At 54.2% G+C, this 21,128-nt stretch carries 16 protein-coding genes; 4 read left to right on the forward strand and 12 right to left on the reverse strand.

Annotated elements, in window-relative coordinates; genetic code table 11:
* Window positions 1-17: 17 nt before the first annotated feature.
* The 9 genes from lpxK to GRPL_RS04610 all read right to left on the reverse strand — a co-directional run bounded on the left by lpxK (window position 18) and on the right by GRPL_RS04610 (window position 11,715).
* Window positions 18-998, reverse strand: a complete 981-nt coding sequence (gene lpxK, locus GRPL_RS04650; RefSeq protein ID WP_032695663.1) for a tetraacyldisaccharide 4'-kinase — start codon at window positions 996-998, stop codon at window positions 18-20.
* Window positions 995-2,743: a lipid A ABC transporter ATP-binding protein/permease MsbA gene (msbA, locus tag GRPL_RS04645; RefSeq protein WP_032688592.1), complete on the reverse strand. Its 1,749-nt coding sequence runs from the start codon at window positions 2,741-2,743 to the stop codon at window positions 995-997. The genes lpxK and msbA overlap by 4 nt, the downstream gene beginning before the upstream one ends.
* Before the next feature lie 36 nt (window positions 2,744-2,779).
* Window positions 2,780-5,044, reverse strand: a complete 2,265-nt coding sequence (locus tag GRPL_RS04640; protein ID WP_032700445.1) for a ComEC family protein — start codon at window positions 5,042-5,044, stop codon at window positions 2,780-2,782.
* 209 nt (window positions 5,045-5,253) lie between these two features.
* Window positions 5,254-5,541: an integration host factor subunit beta gene (gene ihfB, locus GRPL_RS04635; RefSeq protein WP_004100704.1), complete on the reverse strand. Its 288-nt coding sequence runs from the start codon at window positions 5,539-5,541 to the stop codon at window positions 5,254-5,256.
* A gap of 151 nt (window positions 5,542-5,692) precedes the next feature.
* A complete protein-coding gene (gene rpsA, locus GRPL_RS04630) occupies window positions 5,693-7,366 on the reverse strand; it encodes a 30S ribosomal protein S1 (protein ID WP_004860074.1) in 1,674 nt (557 codons plus the stop codon).
* Window positions 7,367-7,502: 136 nt separating this feature from the next.
* Complete coding sequence (gene cmk, locus GRPL_RS04625; protein WP_032688594.1) at window positions 7,503-8,186, reverse strand: (d)CMP kinase; 684 nt, start codon at window positions 8,184-8,186, stop codon at window positions 7,503-7,505.
* Window positions 8,187-8,390: 204 nt separating this feature from the next.
* Window positions 8,391-9,674: a 3-phosphoshikimate 1-carboxyvinyltransferase gene (gene aroA, locus GRPL_RS04620; protein WP_032688595.1), complete on the reverse strand. Its 1,284-nt coding sequence runs from the start codon at window positions 9,672-9,674 to the stop codon at window positions 8,391-8,393.
* Window positions 9,675-9,746: 72 nt separating this feature from the next.
* The gene (gene serC, locus GRPL_RS04615) at window positions 9,747-10,835 is read right to left on the reverse strand and encodes a 3-phosphoserine/phosphohydroxythreonine transaminase (RefSeq protein ID WP_032695660.1); all 1,089 of its coding nucleotides are present in this window, start codon (window positions 10,833-10,835) and stop codon (window positions 9,747-9,749) included.
* 187 nt (window positions 10,836-11,022) lie between these two features.
* The gene (locus GRPL_RS04610; protein WP_032700446.1) at window positions 11,023-11,715 is read right to left on the reverse strand and encodes a DUF421 domain-containing protein; all 693 of its coding nucleotides are present in this window, start codon (window positions 11,713-11,715) and stop codon (window positions 11,023-11,025) included.
* Window positions 11,716-11,830: 115 nt separating this feature from the next.
* Here GRPL_RS04610 and ycaO point away from each other — a divergent pair, with 115 nt between their 5' ends.
* From ycaO to pflA, 4 genes are all read left to right on the forward strand, one after another.
* Window positions 11,831-13,591 carry a 30S ribosomal protein S12 methylthiotransferase accessory factor YcaO gene (ycaO, locus tag GRPL_RS04605; protein ID WP_032700516.1) on the forward strand — a complete coding sequence of 587 codons (1,761 nt, stop codon included), beginning with the start codon at window positions 11,831-11,833 and terminating at the stop codon, window positions 13,589-13,591.
* Window positions 13,592-13,976: 385 nt separating this feature from the next.
* On the forward strand, window positions 13,977-14,834 hold the full coding sequence (gene focA, locus GRPL_RS04600) for a formate transporter FocA (RefSeq protein ID WP_032688598.1): 858 nt from the start codon (window positions 13,977-13,979) through the stop codon (window positions 14,832-14,834).
* Window positions 14,835-14,885: 51 nt separating this feature from the next.
* Window positions 14,886-17,168 (forward strand): formate C-acetyltransferase, encoded by a 2,283-nt coding sequence (gene pflB / locus GRPL_RS04595; protein WP_032688599.1) that lies wholly within the window; start codon window positions 14,886-14,888, stop codon window positions 17,166-17,168.
* 201 nt (window positions 17,169-17,369) lie between these two features.
* Window positions 17,370-18,110 (forward strand): pyruvate formate lyase 1-activating protein, encoded by a 741-nt coding sequence (pflA, locus tag GRPL_RS04590; protein ID WP_032688600.1) that lies wholly within the window; start codon window positions 17,370-17,372, stop codon window positions 18,108-18,110.
* Window positions 18,111-18,222: 112 nt separating this feature from the next.
* On the opposite strand, the gene GRPL_RS04585 is transcribed toward pflA, so the two are convergent.
* From GRPL_RS04585 to GRPL_RS04575, 3 genes are all read right to left on the reverse strand, one after another.
* Entirely contained in the window at window positions 18,223-19,371 is a 1,149-nt protein-coding gene (locus GRPL_RS04585) for an MFS transporter (protein ID WP_032688601.1), read from the reverse strand.
* Between the two features lie 271 nt (window positions 19,372-19,642).
* The gene (locus tag GRPL_RS04580) at window positions 19,643-20,506 is read right to left on the reverse strand and encodes a dimethyl sulfoxide reductase anchor subunit family protein (protein WP_032688602.1); all 864 of its coding nucleotides are present in this window, start codon (window positions 20,504-20,506) and stop codon (window positions 19,643-19,645) included.
* A gap of 1 nt (window position 20,507) precedes the next feature.
* Window positions 20,508-21,125, reverse strand: a complete 618-nt coding sequence (locus GRPL_RS04575; RefSeq protein WP_032700447.1) for a DMSO/selenate family reductase complex B subunit — start codon at window positions 21,123-21,125, stop codon at window positions 20,508-20,510.
* Window positions 21,126-21,128: the final 3 nt, after the last annotated feature.

A 21,128-nucleotide genomic window follows, 5' to 3' on the forward strand; every position in this document is an offset into this window, starting at 1 on the left:
AAGCGAGCGTGGCAGAACTAACGTTGCGCCAGCGTCACCAGTTCCGTCAGCAGCTGCTGTGCGCGTTCATCCGTCATTATGGCGTCGACAGGTAAATACCACCAGTTTGATTCGGCAAACCCGCGACATTTCACCGCATCTTTCTCGGTCATCAGCAGCGTTTGCTGTGAGTTCACAAGGGCGGAAACGCTCGCCTGAGTCAATGCCTGGTGATCGGCAAGCGCGACGGTTTTTACCGGCAGGACGCCGCAGCTTTCCAGCGTGGCGAAAAAGCGCGGGGGATGGCCGATCCCGGCCATGGCAACGACATTCTCGAAAGAAGCCACGTCACGCCGTTCGCCGCTGCGTAAATTCACCGCCAGTCCGGGTCGCAGCTGCATGGGGATCTCCCCCGCCTGCGCGACGCCGCCGTTAACAATGATGGCGTCGACGCTACGTAAACGTGACGCGCGTTCACGCATCGGCCCGGCCGGTAGCCACCAGCCATTGCCAAAACGGCGCTCGCCATCAATCACGACAATTTCTTTGTCCCGTGCCAGTTTGTAGTGCTGCAGGCCATCATCGGTGATGATGAGCTGCAAATCATGTGCATGAAGCAGCGCCTGTACCGCCTCACGACGCTCTGGTGAGACCGCAACCGGCGCGCCGGTGCGTTGAAAAATGAGTACCGGTTCATCGCCGGCCTCCGCGGTACTGGTGTCATTGCTGAGTAATAATGGATAGCTCGCTGCTTTCCCGCCATAGCCGCGGGAAACGACGCCAACGCGAATACCGCGCTGCTGGAGCTGTTCCACCAGCCAGATGACCACCGGCGTTTTGCCGTTGCCTCCGGCGGTGAGATTCCCCACCACCGCCACCGGAACCGGTGCTCGCCAGGCTTTCTTCAGCCCCAGCCGATAGCTGAGACGAATCAGCCCGCTCACCAGGCCATAGAGCCAGGAGAGCGGCAGCAAGAGTCGCCATACGGGCGACTCACCGGACCAGATACGCGCAATCATTGGCCAAACTGCATCTTATGTAGCTGAGCATACACGCCGCGGTGTTCCAGCAGATCGGCATGGCTACCGCGCTCGACAATGCGGCCATCTTCCACAACCACAATTTCATCGGCTTGTTCAATGGTGGAAAGACGGTGGGCAATGACCAGCGAAGTGCGGTTTTTTTGCAGTTCATCGAGGGCAGCCTGAATCGCGCGTTCAGACTCGGTATCCAGCGCCGATGTCGCTTCGTCCAGAATCAGAATCGGGCTGTTACGCAGCAGCGCACGCGCGATGGCAATACGCTGGCGTTGACCGCCGGAGAGCAGTACGCCGTTCTCCCCGATAACGGTATCGAGGCCATTATCCATTTTGCTGATAAAGTCCATCGCGTAGGCCATACGCGCCGCTTCTTCGATCTGCTCGCGGCTGTACTCTTCCGTGCGCGCATAGGCAATGTTGTTGGCCACGGTATCGTTGAACAGATGCACGTTTTGCGACACCAGCGCCACCTGGTCGCGCAGGGATGCCAGAGTGTATTCACGCAGATCGTGGCCATCCAGCAGAATCTGACCGTTATCGATATCATAAAAACGCGTAATCAGGCTGGCGATGGTCGATTTACCCGACCCCGAACGCCCGACCAGGGCGACCGTTTTACCTTCCTGGATATTGAGGTCGATATTTCGCAGCGCCGGCGTTTCACGGCCCGGATAGGTAAAGGTGACGTCTTTGAATTCCAGGTTGCCCTTCGCACGCTCGATAACCAGCTTGCCTTCGTCTTTTTCCTGTTCGGAATCAAGAATCGCAAACAGCGTCTGGCAGGCGGCCATCCCGCGCTGGAACTGAGCATTGACGTTCGTCAGCGATTTCAGCGGGCGCATCAACGCAATCATTGAGGAGAAGACGACGGTGATGGTACCGGCAGTTAACGTTTCCATGACGCTCGGGAAGCTGGCGGCATAGAGGACAAATGCCAGCGCCAGTGACGCAATCAGCTGAATAACCGGGTCAGAAATAGACGACGCAGAGACCATTTTCATCCCCTGCAAGCGCATTTTGTTGCTGACCTTATCAAAACGTTTGGTTTCTACCGCCTGACCGCCAAACATCAGCACTTCTTTATGCCCTTTCAGCATCTGCTCTGCGCTGGTGGTGACCTGACCCATGGTGTTCTGCATATTCTTGCTGATATTACGAAAACGCTTCGATACCACGCGAATCGCCATGGAGACGATGGGGGCCAGGACGATCAGAATCAGCGACAGCTGCCAGCTGTAGTAGAACATCATCACAAACAGGCCGATGATCGAGGCGCCTTCACGCACGACGGTAATCAAGGCGCTGGAAGAGGATGACGCAACCTGTTCGGAGTCATAGGTGATACGAGACAGCAAGGTACCCGTGGACTGTTTATCAAAGAAGGAGACGGGCATCCCCATCATGTGGCTGAACAGACGGCGGCGCATCGTCATGACGACTTTGCCTGAAACCCACGAGATACAGTAGCTCGAAATGTAGCTGGTGACGCCACGCAGTAACATCAGCCCAATCACGACCAGCGGCATCCATAGCAGCACTGAGCGATCCGTTTTACCAAAACCATCATCCAGTAACGGTTTAAGAAGCGATAGCATGAAGGTATCACTAGCGGCGTTAAAGACTAACGCAACTGCCGCGACGATCAGTCCGGTTTTAAATGGCGCAATAAGTGGCCAGAGGCGGCGGAAGGTCTGCCACGTGGAGAGATCTTTATCATTCTGCATTCAATAAACCAGCTTATGTTGAAATAGCCGCATATTCTACCCGTTATCCACGGTCTCGCCAAACCACTGATGATACCAACGCGGTAAAAGTTGATCTCGTAAGCTTTGGATTTGCCAACCTTCTGTAGAAAAAATAACCGTAATTTGTCCCTGATGCGGCGTATCGAGCCATCGATAGCCCTGCTGACGGTAGCGCTGTACCACTTTGGCCGCAGGCATACGCCAGGTATTATATCGCGAGGCCGACGCCAGCGCCGCCGCACCTCCGGTTCGCTGCAATAGTGCCAGCGAAGAAGAGGTATTGCTGCCATGATGCGGAACCTGGATAAGTGTAGACGCAAGATGCTGCCAGTAGTGGCTCATCATCGCCCGTTCCGCCGGAATTTCAATATCCCCGGTCAGCAGAATGCTCTGCTTTCCGTCATCAATACGGACCACGCAGGAGCGGTTATTGCCCGTCATGTCGGAATCCGGCAGCGGCCACAGCACGCGAAAAGTTAATCCACGCCATCGCCAGCTTTCGCCTCGCCGACAGGGAAGATGTCCCTGCCAGCCCAGCGGACTGCGGATCCAGAGCTCGGGCCAGGCCTTCAGCAGCGAATTGAGACCACCGCGGTGGTCAAGGTGTTCATGGCTCAACAAAACGCCCTCCGGGCGCAGGTTATGCCAGCGTAGCCAGGGAATAATAATCTGCTGACCGCTGTCGCCATCGGGCCAGGCCAGTCCGGTATCATACAGGATTGCCGCCCCCTCCCGCTCAATGACCATGGCCAGCCCCTGCCCGACGTCCAGCATCGTAACCCGCCATTCATCTTTCACTCCGTGACGCCAAAAAGGCCAGCTCAGCAGCAGCGTACTGCTAAGACAAAGCGCCGGTAGCGAACGCCAGGCATGAAAACGCCATACCAGCAGCATCAGCCAGGGCAATGCGCTGAGCCCCGCCCAGCGAAAATCCAGACTGAGCCAGCCCTGCGGCAACAGACGCAAAAACCAGAATAATGCTGCCAGCAGTCGGTCAGCCAACCACCACACCGTCATTTCAACCCCGACGGGCCCGCTGAGATGCAGCAGCATCGCCAGCAGAATAGCGGGAACAACCGCAAAGGTGACCAAGGGTACGGCTATCAGATTTGCCGCCCAGGAAGTCAGGCTGATGCCGTGGAAAAGGAGAATCTGAATCGGCAATAGCAGAAACATCAGCCCAAGCTGCAGATGGCCTAAAGCGAGCACTTCGCGCCATGGCCAGCGCCACGCGTGCAGCTGCAGCGGCACCAGCTGATACCAGAAAATCAGCGTTGCGACGGCGAAGATGGACAGCCACAAACTATCAGACAACACCGCCAGCGGATCGGCAAATAAGATCGCGCCAATACAACAGAGCCAGATCTGCCAGGACGACCAGCGTTTAGCAGATAGCCGTAGGCCCACCACGCAGCTCAGGGCTACGCAGGTCCGCAGCGCAGGCGGCTGCATACCGGTCAGCCAGGCATAAAATAGCGCGCAGGCCAGACCGACAAGTAGCGGCATTCTCCAGCCAATCCATCGGCACGGGAAAAAGAATTGCAGGCCCCGAACCACCAGTCCGCCGAGTATGGCGCCTAGCGTAATATGCAAACCCGAGATCGCCATCAGGTGCGATGTACCGGTTTCCTGCATCAGACGTTTGATATCCCCCGGTACAACCAGTCTCTCCCCCATGCCGAGCCCGAGTATCACCGACTGCCAGGGAAAAGCGTCCAGAGTGCGTTCCAGCGATGCCAGATAGCGTGCGCGGTAGCTGCACGTCGGATCTGATGCTTCAGCCGACGTAAAGCGCCCGGTTAGCGAACGATGTTGCGCCAGGGCAAAACGCTGGCCGTCAAAGCCCCCTTCGTTGAGCTGGCTATGGATGGGGCGAAGACGAACGGTCATCTTCCAGCGCTGCCCGGCACATGGCAGGCCAGGCAGCGCGTTACCATAAAGAGTCACCCCTGGCGCTGGCCATAGCCTCTGCCCGTTGAAACGGAGAATATTTCCCTGGTAGGTGGTCTCCCCTTCGACTGCCGTTAGCTTAATCTCAACCTGCCGGTTGCCACCAGGTAGCACCTGCATCGGCCACAACACCTGACGTGCGCTCAGCACGCCCCAGGCAAAAAACAGCATGGTCAAAGCCAGGTAACGTGCTGGCCCCCAGCGGTAAAACGCTATCAGGATCGCGCCACCGATAATAACCTGAACGGCGAGCGGTGTGGGCAGTTCTGGCAAGAACAACAGTGGGCAGATCCCGACAACCACGCACCCGGCAAGCTGTGATAAACGCATGTCCCCTCCCTGTTGACGGAGAGTATCGCGTGAAAGCTAAAGGTCGTCAGCGGTCGGCGGGCGGGTATGGATTTCGGCTTCCGAAAAACCTACGGGGTTGCAGCAAAACGAAGATACTGCCGTGAGGCGGGGCAAACCAGAGACATAAAAAAAGCACCGCAGAGGTGCTTTTTTTATCATCGGAGTACGTTGTCGCGGCTCTGCGAAACTTACTCTTCGTAAATATTGGCGCGGTCGCGTAATTCTTTCCCTGGCTTAAAGTGCGGAACGTACTTACCTTCCAGTTCAACTTTATCGCCGGTCTTCGGGTTACGCCCGGTGCGAGGTGCTCGATAATGCAAAGAGAAACTGCCGAAACCGCGGATTTCAATGCGCTCACCTTGAGCAAGCGTTGAGGCCATATGTTCCAGCATTTCTTTAACAGCATCTTCGACCGCTTTCGCAGGAATGTGAGATTGCTGGCTGGCAAGTCTTTCTATCAATTCTGACTTGGTCATTATTCCTCCGGTTTCCTTCAAGGCAAAATTAGCTAACTGCTTTAAACAAGGGCGGCCGTAGCCGCCCTTTGTGCTTGATTACAGGACGAATCCTGCAATCTGTCAAGTAAACTCGTCGTAATTCAGGTTGTTGTAACCTGAATGACTAAGATTACTCGCCTTTAGCTGCTTTGAAAGCTTCAGCCATTGCGTTGTTAGAGAAGTTTGCATCTTCCTGTTTGTTAACAGTTGCGATGGCATCTTTCTCATCAGCTTCGTCTTTAGCACGAACAGACAGGCTGATTGCACGGTTTTTACGATCAACGCCGGTGAATTTAGCTTCAACGTCGTCGCCAACGCTCAGAACCAGAGTTGCATCTTCAACGCGGTCACGGGAAGCTTCAGAAGCGCGCAGGTAACCTTCAACGCCGTCAGCCAGTTCTACGGTTGCGCCTTTAGCGTCAACTGCAGTGACTTTACCGTTGACGATTGCGCCTTTCTTGTTCAGTGCAACCCAGTTGTTGAACGGATCTTCTGCGAGCTGTTTAACGCCCAGAGAGATACGCTCACGCTCTGCGTCAACCTGCAGAACAACTGCTGCGATTTCGTCGCCTTTTTTGTATTCACGAACTGCTTCTTCGCCTGCAACGTTCCAGGAGATGTCAGACAGGTGAACCAGGCCGTCGATGCCGCCGTCCAGGCCGATGAAGATACCGAAGTCAGTGATAGACTTGATTTTACCTTCAACACGGTCGCCCTTGTTGTGGGTTTCCGCAAACTGCTGCCACGGGTTGTTTTTGCACTGCTTCAGACCCAGGGAGATACGACGACGTTCTTCGTCGATATCCAGAACCATAACTTCCACTACGTCGCCAACGTTAACAACTTTGGACGGGTGGATGTTTTTGTTGGTCCAATCCATTTCGGAAACGTGAACCAGGCCTTCAACGCCTTCTTCGATTTCAACGAAGCAGCCGTAGTCGGTCAGGTTGGTCACGCGACCGGTCAGTTTGGTACCTTCCGGATAACGCTTAGCGATAGCTACCCACGGATCTTCGCCCAGCTGTTTCAGGCCCAGAGATACACGAGTACGCTCGCGGTCGAACTTCAGCACTTTAACAGTGATTTCGTCGCCAACGTTTACGATTTCGCTCGGGTGCTTAACGCGTTTCCACGCCATGTCGGTGATGTGCAGCAGGCCGTCAACGCCGCCCAGATCAACGAATGCGCCGTAGTCAGTGAGGTTCTTAACGATACCTTTGACTTCCATGCCTTCCTGCAGGTTTTCCAGCAGCTGATCGCGTTCTGCGCTGTTTTCGGATTCGATAACGGCACGACGGGAAACAACAACGTTGTTACGCTTCTGGTCAAGCTTGATGACTTTGAACTCAAGCTCTTTGCCTTCCAGGTGCAGGGTGTCGCGAACCGGACGAACGTCAACCAGGGAACCCGGCAGGAACGCGCGAATACCATTCAGCTCAACAGTGAAGCCACCTTTAACTTTGCCGTTGATAACACCGACTACAGTTTCAGCTTCTTCGTAAGCTTTTTCCAGCGTGATCCAAGCTTCGTGACGTTTAGCTTTCTCACGGGACAGCAGGGTTTCACCGAAGCCGTCTTCTACTGCATCCAGAGCAACGTCAACTTCGTCACCGACCTGGATTTCCAGCTCGCCCTGGGCGTTTTTGAACTGCTCTGCCGGAATGGCAGACTCAGATTTCAGACCGGCGTCAACCAGTACGATATCTTTGTCGATAGCAACAACAACACCACGAACGATGGAACCCGGACGGGTTTCGATTGTTTTTAAGGATTCTTCAAATAGTTGAGCAAAAGATTCAGTCATGTTTAATCTTCAGGTTTCATATTTAACGTCCACCTGGCTCCGTGCCGGATGGGGTTGTTTAACATACCCGCTAACACTCCATTGCTGCGGGGGTACTGCTATAATCCTGAGGCCGTTTCGCTTCACCGCTTAGCGGTCAGGCGACTGCCAGTTTTTCGCGCGCATAGTGTAGCGCTTTTTCAATAACTTGCTCAATGTTTAGTTCAGTAGAATCGAGAACTAAAGCATCAGCGGCCGGGACAAGCGGCGCTACGCTGCGATTACGATCGCGATCGTCGCGCTCTTTTATCTCGGACAAAAGACGTTCAAAGTTAACACTAAAGCCCTTTTCCTGCAACTGCAGCATACGCCGATGGGCGCGCTCTTGTGCGGATGCATCAAGGAAAATTTTCACTGGCGCATCGGGAAACACGACGGTTCCCATATCGCGTCCGTCGGCAATCAGGCCGGGCAGTTCACGAAATGCGCGCTGACGACGAAGCAACGCTTCGCGCACGCGGGGAAAAGCGGCAACTTTCGATGCGGTATTGGCCACTTCCTGAGTACGAATGGCGGCGCTGACGTCTTCGCCTTCAAGAATCACTTCCAGACTGCCGTCGGTGGAGATAAACCGCACATCCAGGTGCGCCGCTAACGGTACCAGCGCCTCTTCAGATTCGACATCAACATGGTGATGCAGCGCCGCGAGGGCCAGAACACGATAGATGGCCCCGGAATCCAGCAGATGCCAGCCCAGCGCTTCCGCCATTGCCTTGCACAATGTGCCTTTACCTGCACCGCCAGGCCCATCAATGGTGATTACCGGAATATTTGCCGTCATCTTTTTCTCCTTCAGCAAGGCGCATAGAATATAAACGCCGCGCATTATACGCATCTCTACGCCGGAAAGTGAGCATTGCTTGCAAATTACGGACTACCAGAAATGAAACGCAGAAGAATTGCGCAATTATAGCGGGCTGACGGAGCGCCAGCCCGGAAGATGACAATATTTTACTTTTTCGTTTTGCTTTTGCGAAGGCGAACGTTACGCCAGCGTGCTGATCCGCGCCAGCTGCCCGAAGTAATCCGGGAAGGTTTTCGCCGTGCATTTCGGGTCAAGAATAGTCACCGGCGTATCAGACAACGCCACCAGTGAGAAACACATTGCCATACGGTGATCGTTATAGGTGCCAATCTCGGCAAACTGCAGCGTCAGCGGAGGCGTAATGCGAATGTAATCCTCTCCCTCTTCCACTTCGGCGCCCACTTTACGCAGTTCGGTGGCCATCGCAAACAGACGGTCGGTCTCTTTGACGCGCCAGTTATAGATGTTGCGTAGCGTGGTAGTGCCCCTGGCAAACAGCGCCGCGGTGGCGATAGTCATCGCCGCATCCGGAATATGGTTCATATCCATATCGATAGCATTCAGCTCGCCGCGGGTACAGGCAATATAATCCTCACCCCAGGTGACGGTCGCCCCCATTTTTTCCAGGACATCGGCAAAACGAATATCGCCCTGCACGCTGTTGCGGCCGATACCGGTAACTTTTACCGTTCCACCTTTGATGGCGCCGGCAGCGAGGAAATAAGATGCCGACGAGGCATCCCCTTCCACCAGGTAATCACCCGGCGACTGGTACTGCTGATTGCCGCGGACAATAAAGCGCTGATAGGCCTGATTTTCGACCTCAACGCCGAATGTTTTCATCAGATGCAGCGTGATGTCGATATACGGTCTGGAAACCAGCTCGCCTTTAATCGCGATGACGGTATCCTGCGGCGCCAGTGGCGCAGCCATCAGCAGCGCGGTCAGGAACTGGCTGGATACGCTGCCGTCCACTTCAACGTCGCCGCCGGTAAAGCCGCCGCGCAGGCGCAGAGGCGGATAGTTTTCCTGCTCCAGATAATCAATCTGCGCGCCGCCCTGGCGCAGAGCGTCAACCAGATGGCCAATCGGGCGCTCTTTCATGCGCGGCTCGCCGGTCAACACGATATCGTTGCTGCCCAGACACAGCGCGGCGGCCAGCGGACGCATGGCGGTACCTGCGTTACCGAGGAACAGCTCCAGCGCACTGCCGGCCTGCAGCGGCCCACCGTTGCCGGTCACTTCACAGCGGGTACGGTCAGAAGACAGAACGTAATGAACTCCCAGGGCGCTCAGGGCATTCAGCATATGGCGTACATCGTCGCTGTCCAGCAGGTTGGTCAGCACCGTGGTGCCACGGGCCAAAGCCGCCAGCAGCAAAGCACGGTTAGAGACACTTTTTGACCCGGGCAGGTTCACGGTGCCATCGACTCGCGCAATGGGTTGTAACGTCAGGGATTCCATCAAACTTAACTCTCAAACAAACAGAATAAAAACCCCGCAGACCAGCCGCGGGGATGAAAAACAGGAGGATGATTAGCCGTGGCGGCGTTCAAAATCCTGCATAAAGTCGGTCAGTGCCTTCACGCCCGCCAGCGGCATCGCGTTATAGATAGAGGCACGCATGCCGCCCACTACGCGGTGGCCTTTCAGTGCATGCAGACCTGCGGCAAAGGACTCTTCAAGGAACAGTTTATCCAGCGCACTGTCGGCCAGCTGGAACGGGACGTTCATACGGGAACGGTTAGCCGCTGCCACATCGTTACGATAGAAGCTGCTGCGGTCGATCGTACCATAGAGCAAATCGGCTTTTTGCTGGTTGATTTTGTCCATAGCCGCCACGCCGCCCTGCTCTTTCAGCCACTTGAACACCAGACCGGCCAGGTACCAGGCAAACGTCGGCGGGGTGTTGAACATGGAGTCGTTGGCATCCAGTACGGTGTAGTCGAGGATTGACGGACAGGCGATGCTGGCTTTACCCAGCAGGTCTTCACGTACAATCACCAGCGTCAGGCCCGCCGGACCGATATTTTTCTGTGCGCCCGCATAGATAACGCCGTAACGGCTGACATCAATCGGGGCAGAGAGAATCGTGGAGGAGAAATCCGCCGCAACCACGACGTCGTCAGCAAAATTCGGCGTTTCATCAATCGCGATGCCGTCGATGGTTTCATTCGGACAGTAGTGCAGATAGGCCGCACCTGGCGTCAGCTGCCATTCGCTCATCGGCTTAACTCCGCGCAGGCCGTCAACCGTGATTTTCGCGTCAATGGCATTCGGCGAACAATATTTTTTCGCTTCTTTAATCGCGCTTGCCGCCCAGTAACCGGCATCGACATAGTCAGCGGTGGTTTTATCACCCAGCAGGTTCAGCGGAACGCCCGCGAACTGACCGCGACCGCCGCCGTGGCAGAATAATACTTTGTAGTTGGAAGGGATATTGAGCAGATCGCGAAAATCCTGTTCTGCCGCCTCGGCCACCTGGATAAACTCTTTACCACGGTGACTGATTTCCATGACCGACGTACCCAGACCATGCCAGTCACACAGCTCCTGCTGTGCCAGTTTGAGAACTTCCGCCGGCAGCATTGCCGGGCCCGAACTAAAGTTATAGACCTGAGCCATTTCCCCTCACCACGTTGCTATGTTGTCTGTCCGCGAACCATCGCGGGCATAAGTTATTCCTGTGGCTATCGGTTTTATCATTCAGTGACACGCACCGCAACGAGTAAAACTAAGCAGCCACGAAATGTGGCTGCCGTCACACAAAAGAATCTGCCGGCTTGACGTCATAAAACCGACATAATTGCTGTCAGGTGACTCTTTTCGCCCTGCTGGCCCGCGACCATTCTGCATTTGCGCAGCGCGGACATAATTGTTTATCCCCGGCGCGGAGCTTAAGAACTGCGCTACAACGTACGCAGGCATATTCATCGTCGCGCGGAATGGTGGCGAAGCTTGCATTATGGGGCGGAGGTAAAATAGAAAGACCGGCTTTGACGTCCCGATCCGCATAGTAGTAGAGACTAATTTGCCCGTTCGTTTCCAGAATAGCCAACCGGACCTGTCCCAGCTGTTCGACGCCGTTGATTCGCAGCTCCATAAAAAACTCGAATTCGGTCATGTTTTCCGCCTGTAAATTCTTCCAGGCCAGTTCCCCCTGTTCGATGACCGGGATCGGTTTACCCTCAAGCAGGTTCTCCAGCTTCTCGCTTTTGCCCATCAGCCACATAATCAGCCGGTAAAGCAGCGCCAGAGTGACAAAAACCACCAGCACCGGCAGCATCGGGACATCGTCATAGAAAGCGACATCCCCCGCCGCGGAACCGAGGGTCAGGATAATGAGCACTTCAAACAGCGACATCTGCCGCACGCCGCGTCGGCCGGTGATTTTGAGAAAGATAAATACCAGGACAAAGGTGTATACGCTCCTGAGCGCCACCTCAGCCAAAAAATCCACTGGCACTTTATCCAACGCCATACGATGCCAATCAAATGCCTTCATGGTTAACGCCTGTACAGTTATCGGGTGTCAGTAAGGATAGCCAGACGATGGAGATAGCGCCGGTCATCTAAAAGCCGTATCATTGCGCGCTTTACGTACGATAAAAGTGATCGCCATGACTCAAACGTTTATTCCCGGCAAAGATGCCGCCCTGGAAGATTCCATCGCTCGCTTCCAGCAGAAATTGCTCGACCTCGGATTTGATATTGAAGAGGCCTCATGGCTGAATCCCGTACCGCACGTGTGGTCAGTACATATCCGTGATAAAGAGTGCTCGCTGTGTTTCACCAACGGCAAAGGGGCGACCAAAAAAGCGGCGCTGGCTTCGGCTCTTGGCGAATATTTCGAGCGTCTGTCCACCAACTACTTTTTTGCTGACTTTTGGCTGGGCGAAACCATCGCTAACGGACCGTTCGTCCACTATCCCAATGAGAAATGGTTCCCGCTGACTGAAGACGATGAGGTGCCGGAAGGTCTGCTGGATCCTCGTCTGCGCGCATTTTACGATCCTGACGATCAGTTGACCGCCAGCATGTTGGTCGACCTGCAGTCGGGCAACGACGAACGCGGCGTTTGCGGCCTGCCGTTCACCCGCCAGTCCGATGGCGAAACCGTCTATATCCCGATGAATATCGTCGGCAACCTGTATGTCTCTAACGGTATGTCAGCGGGCAACACGGCGAACGAAGCGCGCGTTCAGGCGCTGTCGGAAGTCTTCGAGCGTCATATTAAAAACCGCATCATCGCGGAGAGCATCAGCCTGCCAGAAATTCCGGCAGAGGTCATGGCGCGTTATCCTGGTGTGGTGGAGTCCATCAATAAGCTGGAAGCCGAAGGTTTCCCGATTTTTGCTTACGATGGCTCGCTGGGCGGCAAATATCCGGTTATCTGTGTGGTGTTGTTTAACCCGACGAACGGAACCTGCTTCGCCTCTTTCGGCGCACATCCGGACTTCGGCGTCGCCCTGGAACGTACCGTCACCGAGCTGCTGCAAGGCCGTAGCCTGAAAGACCTCGATGTCTTTACCCCCCCTACCTTCGATGACGAAGAAGTGGCCGAACACGCCAATCTTGAAACCCACTTTATTGATTCCAGCGGTCTTATCTCCTGGGATATGTTCAAACAGGATGCCGACTACCCGTTCGTCGACTGGAGCTTCTCCGGCACGACGGAAGAAGAGTTCGCCACCCTGATGGCTATCTTTAAAGAAGAAGATAAAGAAGTTTACATCGCCGATTATGAGCACCTGAGCGTCTACGCCTGCCGCATCATCGTTCCGGGAATGTCAGACATTTATCCGGCGGAAGATCTGTGGCTGGCCAATAACAGCATGGGCAGCCATCTGCGCGAAACCCTGCTCTCCCTGCCGGGCAGTGAATGGGAAAAAGAGGATTATCTGGCGCTGATCGAGCAACTGGACGATGAAGGAAATGATGACTTCACCCGCGTACGCGAGCTGCTGGGCCTGGCGACGGGCAAAGACAACGGTTGGTATACGCTGCGTATTGGCGAACTGAAAGCCATGCTGGCACTGGCCGGCGGCGATCTGGAGCAGGCGTTGATCTGGACGGAATGGACCATTGAATTCAATGCGTCTATCTTCAGTGCGGAACGCGCAAATTACTACCGCTGCCTGCAGACGCTGCTGCTGCTCAGTCAGGAAGAAGAGCGCCAGCCTCTGCAGTACCTGAATGCCTTTATCCGCATGTACGGCGCTGATGCGGTTGAAGCCGCCAGCGCGGCGATGAGCGGTGAAGCGCCGTTCTATGGCCTGCAGCCGGTAGATAGCGATCTCCAGGCTTTCCCGGCCCATCAGTCTTTACTGAAAGCCTATGAAAAACTGCAGCGGGCAAAAGCGGCATTCTGGGCTAAATAAGGCTTCATTTTACTGCCAGCCACATTATTTACGGGGTCGATAAAGACCCCGTTTTTCATCGCTAAGTAGACCCGCGGCTAATTTGTGGTTGCAACGTTAATTTACAGTAAACTTTTTTTACGCATCAGCTTGGGATTGTTAATTTTAATAAAAAATACCCCATTTTAATTAACCGTCCGGAGCGGCCCAAAATGAAAAAAATCAACATAAGTTGTAATTTTTAAAATTTATTTTTTTCATCTAAAACAATCATTTATTTCCATAATAAGTCAAAACCACACATATTCAGGGCTTATAGTTCCGGTGGGATATGATCTACATCAATTTCCCTTCTATAATGCTTTGTTAGTATCTCACCGCCAACTTTTATAAAGAGAGAGTTAGTGTGAAAGCTGACAACCCTTTTGATCTTTTACTCCCTGCAGCCATGGCGAAAGTCGCCGAAGAAGCAGGTGTCTACAAAGCGACAAAGCACCCGATGAAGACGTTTTATCTGGCGATTACCGCTGGTGTTTTCATTTCCATTGCTTTTGTCTTCTATATTACGGCGACAACCGGCACTGCCGCGATGCCTTTCGGGATTGCTAAACTGATCGGGGGGATCTGCTTTTCACTCGGCCTGATTCTTTGCGTCATTTGCGGTGCCGACCTGTTTACCTCCACCGTTCTTATCGTCGTGGCGAAAGCCAGCGGACGAATTACCTGGGGTCAACTGGCAAGAAACTGGCTCAACGTCTATGTTGGTAACCTGATAGGCGCACTGCTGTTTGTATTGCTGATGTGGTTATCTGGCGAGTATATGACCGCCAACGGTGCCTGGGGCCTTAACGTCCTGCAAACCGCCGACCACAAAATGCACCATACATTTATTGAAGCCGTGTGTCTGGGGATCCTGGCTAACCTGATGGTCTGTCTGGCGGTGTGGATGAGCTACTCCGGCCGCAGCCTGATGGATAAAGCCATGATAATGGTTTTACCCGTGGCTATGTTTGTTGCCAGCGGCTTTGAGCACAGTATCGCTAACATGTTTATGATCCCGCTGGGTATCGTAATCCGCGACTTTGCAAGCCCGGAATTCTGGACCGCTATTGGTTCTGCTCCGGAAAATTTCTCTCACCTGACCGTGATGAACTTCATTACTGATAACCTGATTCCGGTAACTATCGGGAACATTATCGGCGGTGGTCTGCTGGTTGGGTTGACATACTGGGTCATTTACCTGCGTGGCGACGACCATCACTAAGGGCCGTTTCAGGCAGTAAATAAAAAATCCACTTAAGAAGGTAGGTGTTACATGTCCGAGCTTAATGAAAAGTTAGCCACAGCCTGGGAAGGTTTCGCGAAAGGTGACTGGCAGAAAGAAGTCAACGTACGTGACTTTATCCAGAAAAACTATACCCCGTATGAAGGCGACGAGTCCTTCCTGGCTGGCGCAACTGAAGCGACAACCAAGCTGTGGGACAACGTTATGGAAGGTGTTAAACAGGAAAACCGCACTCACGCGCCTGTTGACTTCGACACTTCCCTCGCATCCACCATCACTTCTCATGACGCGGGCTACATCAACAAAGCTCTTGAGAAAATCGTTGGTCTGCAAACTGAAAAGCCTCTGAAACGTGCGATTATCCCGTTCGGCGGCATCAAAATGGTTGAAGGTTCCTGCAAAGCGTACGATCGCGAACTGGACCCGATGCTGAAAAAAATCTTCACCGAATACCGTAAAACCCATAACCAGGGTGTATTCGATGTCTACACCAAAGACATTCTGAACTGCCGTAAGTCTGGCGTTCTGACTGGTCTGCCGGATGCGTATGGCCGTGGCCGTATCATCGGTGACTACCGTCGCGTTGCGCTGTACGGTATCGACTTCCTGATGAAAGACAAATACGCACAGTTCCTGTCTCTGCAGTCTGACCTGGAAAACGGCGTAAACCTGGAAGCGACTATCCGTCTGCGTGAAGAGATCTCTGAACAGCACCGTGCACTGGGTCAGATCAAAGAAATGGCAGCGAAATACGGCTGCGATATCTCTGGTCCGGCAACCAACGCACAGGAAGCTATCCAGTGGACCTACTTCGGCTACCTGGCCGCCGTTAAGTCTCAGAACGGTGCAGCAATGTCCTTCGGTCGCGTATCCACCTTCCTGGATGCCTACATCGAACGTGATATCAAAGCAGGCAAAATCACTGAACAAGACGCTCAGGAAATGATTGACCACCTGGTCATGAAACTGCGTATGGTTCGCTTCCTGCGTACTCCGGAATATGATGAACTGTTCTCCGGCGACCCGATTTGGGCAACGGAATCCATCGGTGGTATGGGCGTTGACGGCCGTACTCTGGTCACCAAAAACAGCTTCCGCTTCCTGAACACCCTGTACACCATGGGTCCTTCTCCGGAGCCGAACATCACCGTTCTGTGGTCTGAAAAACTGCCGCTGAACTTCAAGAAATTCGCCGCTAAAGTGTCTATCGATACCTCTTCTCTGCAGTACGAGAACGATGACCTGATGCGTCCGGACTTCAACAACGACGACTATGCTATCGCATGCTGCGTAAGCCCGATGGTTGTTGGTAAGCAAATGCAGTTCTTCGGTGCTCGCGCTAACCTCGCGAAAACCATGCTGTACGCTATCAACGGCGGCGTTGATGAAAAACTGAAAATGCAGGTTGGTCCGAAATCCGAACCAATCAAAGGCGACGTTCTGAACTTCGACGAAGTTATGGAGCGTATGGATCACTTCATGGACTGGCTGGCTAAGCAGTATGTCACCGCCCTGAACATTATCCATTACATGCACGACAAGTACAGCTACGAAGCCTCTCTGATGGCGCTGCACGACCGTGACGTCATTCGTACCATGGCATGCGGTATTGCTGGCCTGTCCGTTGCGGCTGACTCCCTGTCTGCTATCAAATATGCGAAAGTTAAACCGATTCGTGACGAAGACGGCCTGGCCGTTGACTTCGAAATCGAAGGTGAATACCCGCAGTTTGGTAACAACGACTCTCGCGTTGATGACATGGCGGTTGACCTGGTAGAACGTTTCATGAAGAAAATTCAGAAACTCACTACCTATCGTAACGCTATCCCGACTCAGTCCGTTCTGACCATCACCTCTAACGTGGTTTATGGTAAGAAAACCGGTAACACCCCTGACGGTCGTCGTGCTGGCGCGCCGTTCGGACCAGGTGCTAACCCAATGCACGGCCGTGACCAGAAAGGTGCTGTTGCCTCTCTGACCTCCGTTGCTAAACTGCCGTTTGCTTACGCTAAAGATGGTATTTCTTACACCTTCTCTATCGTGCCGAACGCACTGGGTAAAGACGACGAAGTGCGTAAAACCAACCTTGCTGGCCTGATGGATGGTTACTTCCACCACGAAGCGTCAATCGAAGGCGGTCAGCACCTGAACGTCAACGTAATGAACCGCGAAATGCTGCTCGACGCGATGGAAAACCCGGAAAAATATCCGCAGCTGACCATCCGTGTATCTGGCTATGCAGTACGTTTTAACTCCCTGACTAAAGAACAGCAGCAGGACGTTATCACTCGTACCTTCACTCAGACCATGTAATGGTTGTGACTGAAATCGCGATTTAAAAAGCGTACAATAAAGGCTCCACGCAAGTGGGGCCTTTTTAGCACCTCCCGTACTACAGTCTCTTTTGCCCGCTATCTATACTGCATGGATAACAGCCAAAACAGACTTAACACAGCCGGTTTGAGCTGTGCATACACAGGCCCCGGACGGGCCGAATCTGGAGATATCACCGCAATGTCAACTATTGGTCGTATTCACTCCTTTGAATCCTGCGGCACTGTCGATGGCCCAGGGATCCGCTTTATCACCTTTTTCCAGGGCTGCCTGATGCGCTGCCTGTATTGCCACAACCGTGACACCTGGGATACCCATGGCGGCACCGAAGTCACCGTCGAAAGCCTGATGAAAGAGGTTGTGACCTATCGCCACTTTATGAACGCTTCCGGCGGCGGCGTGACGGCATCGGGCGGTGAGGCAATTTTGCAGGCCGAGTTCGTGCGCGACTGGTTCCGCGCCTGCCGCAAAGAAGGCATTCATACCTGCCTTGATACCAACGGCTTTGTCCGGCGCTACGACCCGGTGATTGACGAGCTGCTTGAAGTGACCGATCTGGTCATGCTCGACCTCAAACAGATGAATGATGAGATCCATCAGAATCTGGTTGGTGTGTCTAACCACCGTACGCTGGAGTTTGCCCGCTACTTATCGAATAAAAACATCAAAGTCTGGATTCGTTACGTGGTGGTTCCCGGTTGGTCAGACGATGATGATTCCGCGCACCGCCTCGGCGAGTTTACCCGCGATATGGGCAATGTCGAAAAAATCGAACTGCTGCCCTATCACGAGTTAGGCAAGCACAAATGGGTGGCGATGGGTGAAGAGTACAAGCTCGATGGCGTACACCCGCCGAAGAAAGAGACGATGGAGCGGGTCAAAGGCATTCTGGAGCAGTATGGCCATAAGGTGATGTACTAATCCACGCCCCTTCCCCTACATTACGGCTGCCGCTTCAGGCAGCCGTTTTGCTTTCTGTCGGAGAAAACAGCGGACGGGAAGCGGTAGACGCTCCCTTTTTATGATCACAATATCAGGCGTGCGCCACCGGCGTCGGATGGTGCCCCGCTTTTCGCAGCAGCGTCAGCAGATAAATAAACGACACGCTGGCAATCATGATAAATAGCAGATTGTCGGAGAAATTCTGCATCAGCATGGCGGTGAAGGTTGGCCCGAGCAGACTGCCGACGGTATAGCTCATCAGTAACGCCTGGTTCATGGCGACCAGCTGATGGCGCTCGACTTTCTCACAGGCCCAGGCCATTGCCACCGGGTACAGCGTGAAGCCCGATGCGCCAAGGATAAACAGCGCCGGAGCCATTGCCGCGCCGCTAAGCATAGCCAGGCACCCTAAAATCACCACAAAAACCTGAACGCGCAACACCAGCAAGCGCCCATAGCGGTCGGCCATACGGCCGATCGGCCACTGGCCCAGAATACCTGCGCTGACCATAACCGCCATCCAGAAACCGATGCCGGAGTCACTTACGCCCTGATGGTTCAACCACAGCGGCATCAATCCATACAGCGACCCGAGAACAATTCCGGAGATAATGCAGCCGTTCACGCCATGGCGGGCCTGACGCAGCCTGAGCATTGGCCAGATCCGCGCCGGCTCATGCTGTTCATCACTTTGATTCACTACGCGGGTAAACAGCAGAGGCAGAATCGCTGCCAGCGCCAGCGCAGTCACCCACGGCAGCACGCTCATCAGGTCCGTCGGCAGTTTGCTGACCATCAGTTGACCCAGCACGGTTCCCACATAGTAAACCATCATATAGGCGGCCAGCAGACGACCGCGGCTACGCGACGTTCCGCTGCACACCAGGGCGCTTTCGACCACGACCCAAATCATCGCGCAGCCAACGCCAGCGAGAAAGCGCCAGCTGAACCAGGTCCAGAAACCGAGGGTAATACCCAGTCCGACGCAGCCCACCGCAAAGATCAGCGACGCAAGATAATAGCTGCGGTTAAATCCCAGACGCTTAATCACCCATCCGGCCAGCAGCGTCCCCACCAGGTTACCGGTGAAATAGGACGAGCCCACCATTCCGACCTGCCAGGTTGGCATATTTTCATGGGCGAGCCAAAGCGGGACGAGGGTATTTAAAACCGCAATCGCCAGCGTCAACAGAAGCAGGCCGCAGAGCAACATTTGCACCGGCCGGGTGTAGATGGACATGGATATAACCGTGAGGAAGTTTAGATTTCGTGCGCATCATGCCACCGCTAAAAACATTGTCAATCCACCAGAAATCAGGCGGGACGCGGTTTCACGGGCAACGATAGAAGTTTTTCATCCAGCGGAGCGACAACAGAATTATTCTTTATATTATTCCATTGTTTTTATTAATTTATTGAAAAAAAACGGCGGGAATATCAGTAGAAAAATTTCATGAATCAACAGCACTTTTTTGTTGCGCCAGAACCGGACGTTCTGGCGCAACGGATAATCAGCTGGCGATAGCCATGCCGACCGTCATATGCAGACCGTAGAAGATGCCACGCCCTACCATCTCGCCCACCAGTACCAGCACAAATGCCAGACTTAACAGCGGCACGGCGGGCTGATAGCCTTTGAGCAGCGGAACAACCCAGCATGCCAGAGCCAGTACCAGCGCAACCACACGCCAGGCCATCAGTGAGCCATAATCCGGCACCAGCGCGGAGGCTTGCTGAATAGAGCTGTGAATCGTCGGCAGCTCGCTGCCTTGCATCAGGGCCACAATCACGCTGGCCACCAGCGCCAGCAGCGTGACCACCGGCAACAGACGCATCGCCCAACCGTCAACTCCCGCCACGCGCAGCAGCAGATAGCCCAGCAGCGGGCCGCCGAGAAACAGGGTCAGGAAGAAGCTCAGCGGCGTCCAGACGGTATACCAGGTCGGTACGGTATCAATGGTGTTATACACCCGCACCATCATCCAGACGAAGATAATACCCAGCGCCATCGTCGCGACCAGCCAGAGGCTGCGCAGCCCGGCCGGCAGTCTCTTCATCACCGCCAGCAGCCAGCCAATTCCGCCGACGGCGAAAAAGAGGGCACCGCTGGCAATTTCGTTACTCAACGACGACGCACCAATCCGGTTAAGCGAGTTAAAAGCCCGCATCGGCGATCCCAGGTGCATCGTGGAGGCGATAAACCCAATCCCCATCAGCACCCACAAGCCAAACATGCTCAGCACCACGCGCTGCTGCTGCTCATTCGACAAACCGCCTTTCATCAGCGCCAGTGCCAGGACGATAAAACCGCCCGCCACACATTGTCCAAAGACCGTGAAGATCATCAGCGGCCATTCATGCCATCCACTTCCCATCTCACACCTCCTTCGGGTTGGCCAGATAGCCGGTTGTATCACCGCACGGACGACTATTGGCGTTCGGTTTAATGACAATGCTGGGTTTTGTAAAGTGCGCGGATGGCAGCGGCGCAACCGCAGCCAGTTCGCCGTGTTTCTTGCGCAGCTCTTCGATAGGGCCAAAGTCCAGCGCGCGCAGCGGGCAGGATTCGACGCAAATGGGTTTTTTACCCTCGGCAACGCGCTGGTAGCAGCCATCACACTTGGTCATATGCCCTTTCGCGGCATTGTACTGCGGCGCACCGTACGGGCAGGCCATATGACAATAGCGACAGCCGATGCACACATCTTCATCAACCACGACAAAAACGTCATCGCGTTTATGCATAGCGCCGCTCGGGCACACTTTGGTGCAGGCCGGGTCTTCGCAATGGTTACAGGCGATGGATAAGTAATAGGCAAAGACGTTCTGATGCCAGACGCCGTTGTCCTCCTGCCAGTCGCCGCCCGCATATTCATAAATGCGGCGGAAGCTGACGTCCGGCGTTAAGTTTTTGAAGTCTTTACAGGCCAGCTCGCAGGTTTTACAACCGGTGCAACGAGCAGAATCGATAAAAAATCCGTATTGAGTTGTCATCGG

The sequence above is a fragment of the Klebsiella planticola ATCC 33531 genome, assembly GCF_000735435.1.
Lineage (GTDB): Bacteria > Pseudomonadota > Gammaproteobacteria > Enterobacterales > Enterobacteriaceae > Klebsiella > Klebsiella planticola.

Coding starts and splice junctions, on each gene's coding strand:
- lpxK (WP_032695663.1), bottom strand. CDS start 998: ATGATTGCGCGTATCTGGTCCGGTGAGTCGCCCGTATGGCGACTCTTG.
- msbA (WP_032688592.1), bottom strand. CDS start 2,743: ATGCAGAATGATAAAGATCTCTCCACGTGGCAGACCTTCCGCCGCCTC.
- GRPL_RS04640 (WP_032700445.1), bottom strand. CDS start 5,044: ATGCGTTTATCACAGCTTGCCGGGTGCGTGGTTGTCGGGATCTGCCCA.
- ihfB (WP_004100704.1), bottom strand. CDS start 5,541: ATGACCAAGTCAGAATTGATAGAAAGACTTGCCAGCCAGCAATCTCAC.
- rpsA (WP_004860074.1), bottom strand. CDS start 7,366: ATGACTGAATCTTTTGCTCAACTATTTGAAGAATCCTTAAAAACAATC.
- cmk (WP_032688594.1), bottom strand. CDS start 8,186: ATGACGGCAAATATTCCGGTAATCACCATTGATGGGCCTGGCGGTGCA.
- aroA (WP_032688595.1), bottom strand. CDS start 9,674: ATGGAATCCCTGACGTTACAACCCATTGCGCGAGTCGATGGCACCGTG.
- serC (WP_032695660.1), bottom strand. CDS start 10,835: ATGGCTCAGGTCTATAACTTTAGTTCGGGCCCGGCAATGCTGCCGGCG.
- GRPL_RS04610 (WP_032700446.1), bottom strand. CDS start 11,715: ATGAAGGCATTTGATTGGCATCGTATGGCGTTGGATAAAGTGCCAGTG.
- ycaO (WP_032700516.1), top strand. CDS start 11,831: ATGACTCAAACGTTTATTCCCGGCAAAGATGCCGCCCTGGAAGATTCC.
- pflB (WP_032688599.1), top strand. CDS start 14,886: ATGTCCGAGCTTAATGAAAAGTTAGCCACAGCCTGGGAAGGTTTCGCG.
- pflA (WP_032688600.1), top strand. CDS start 17,370: ATGTCAACTATTGGTCGTATTCACTCCTTTGAATCCTGCGGCACTGTC.
- GRPL_RS04585 (WP_032688601.1), bottom strand. CDS start 19,371: ATGTCCATCTACACCCGGCCGGTGCAAATGTTGCTCTGCGGCCTGCTT.
- GRPL_RS04580 (WP_032688602.1), bottom strand. CDS start 20,506: ATGGGAAGTGGATGGCATGAATGGCCGCTGATGATCTTCACGGTCTTT.
- GRPL_RS04575 (WP_032700447.1), bottom strand. CDS start 21,125: ATGACAACTCAATACGGATTTTTTATCGATTCTGCTCGTTGCACCGGT.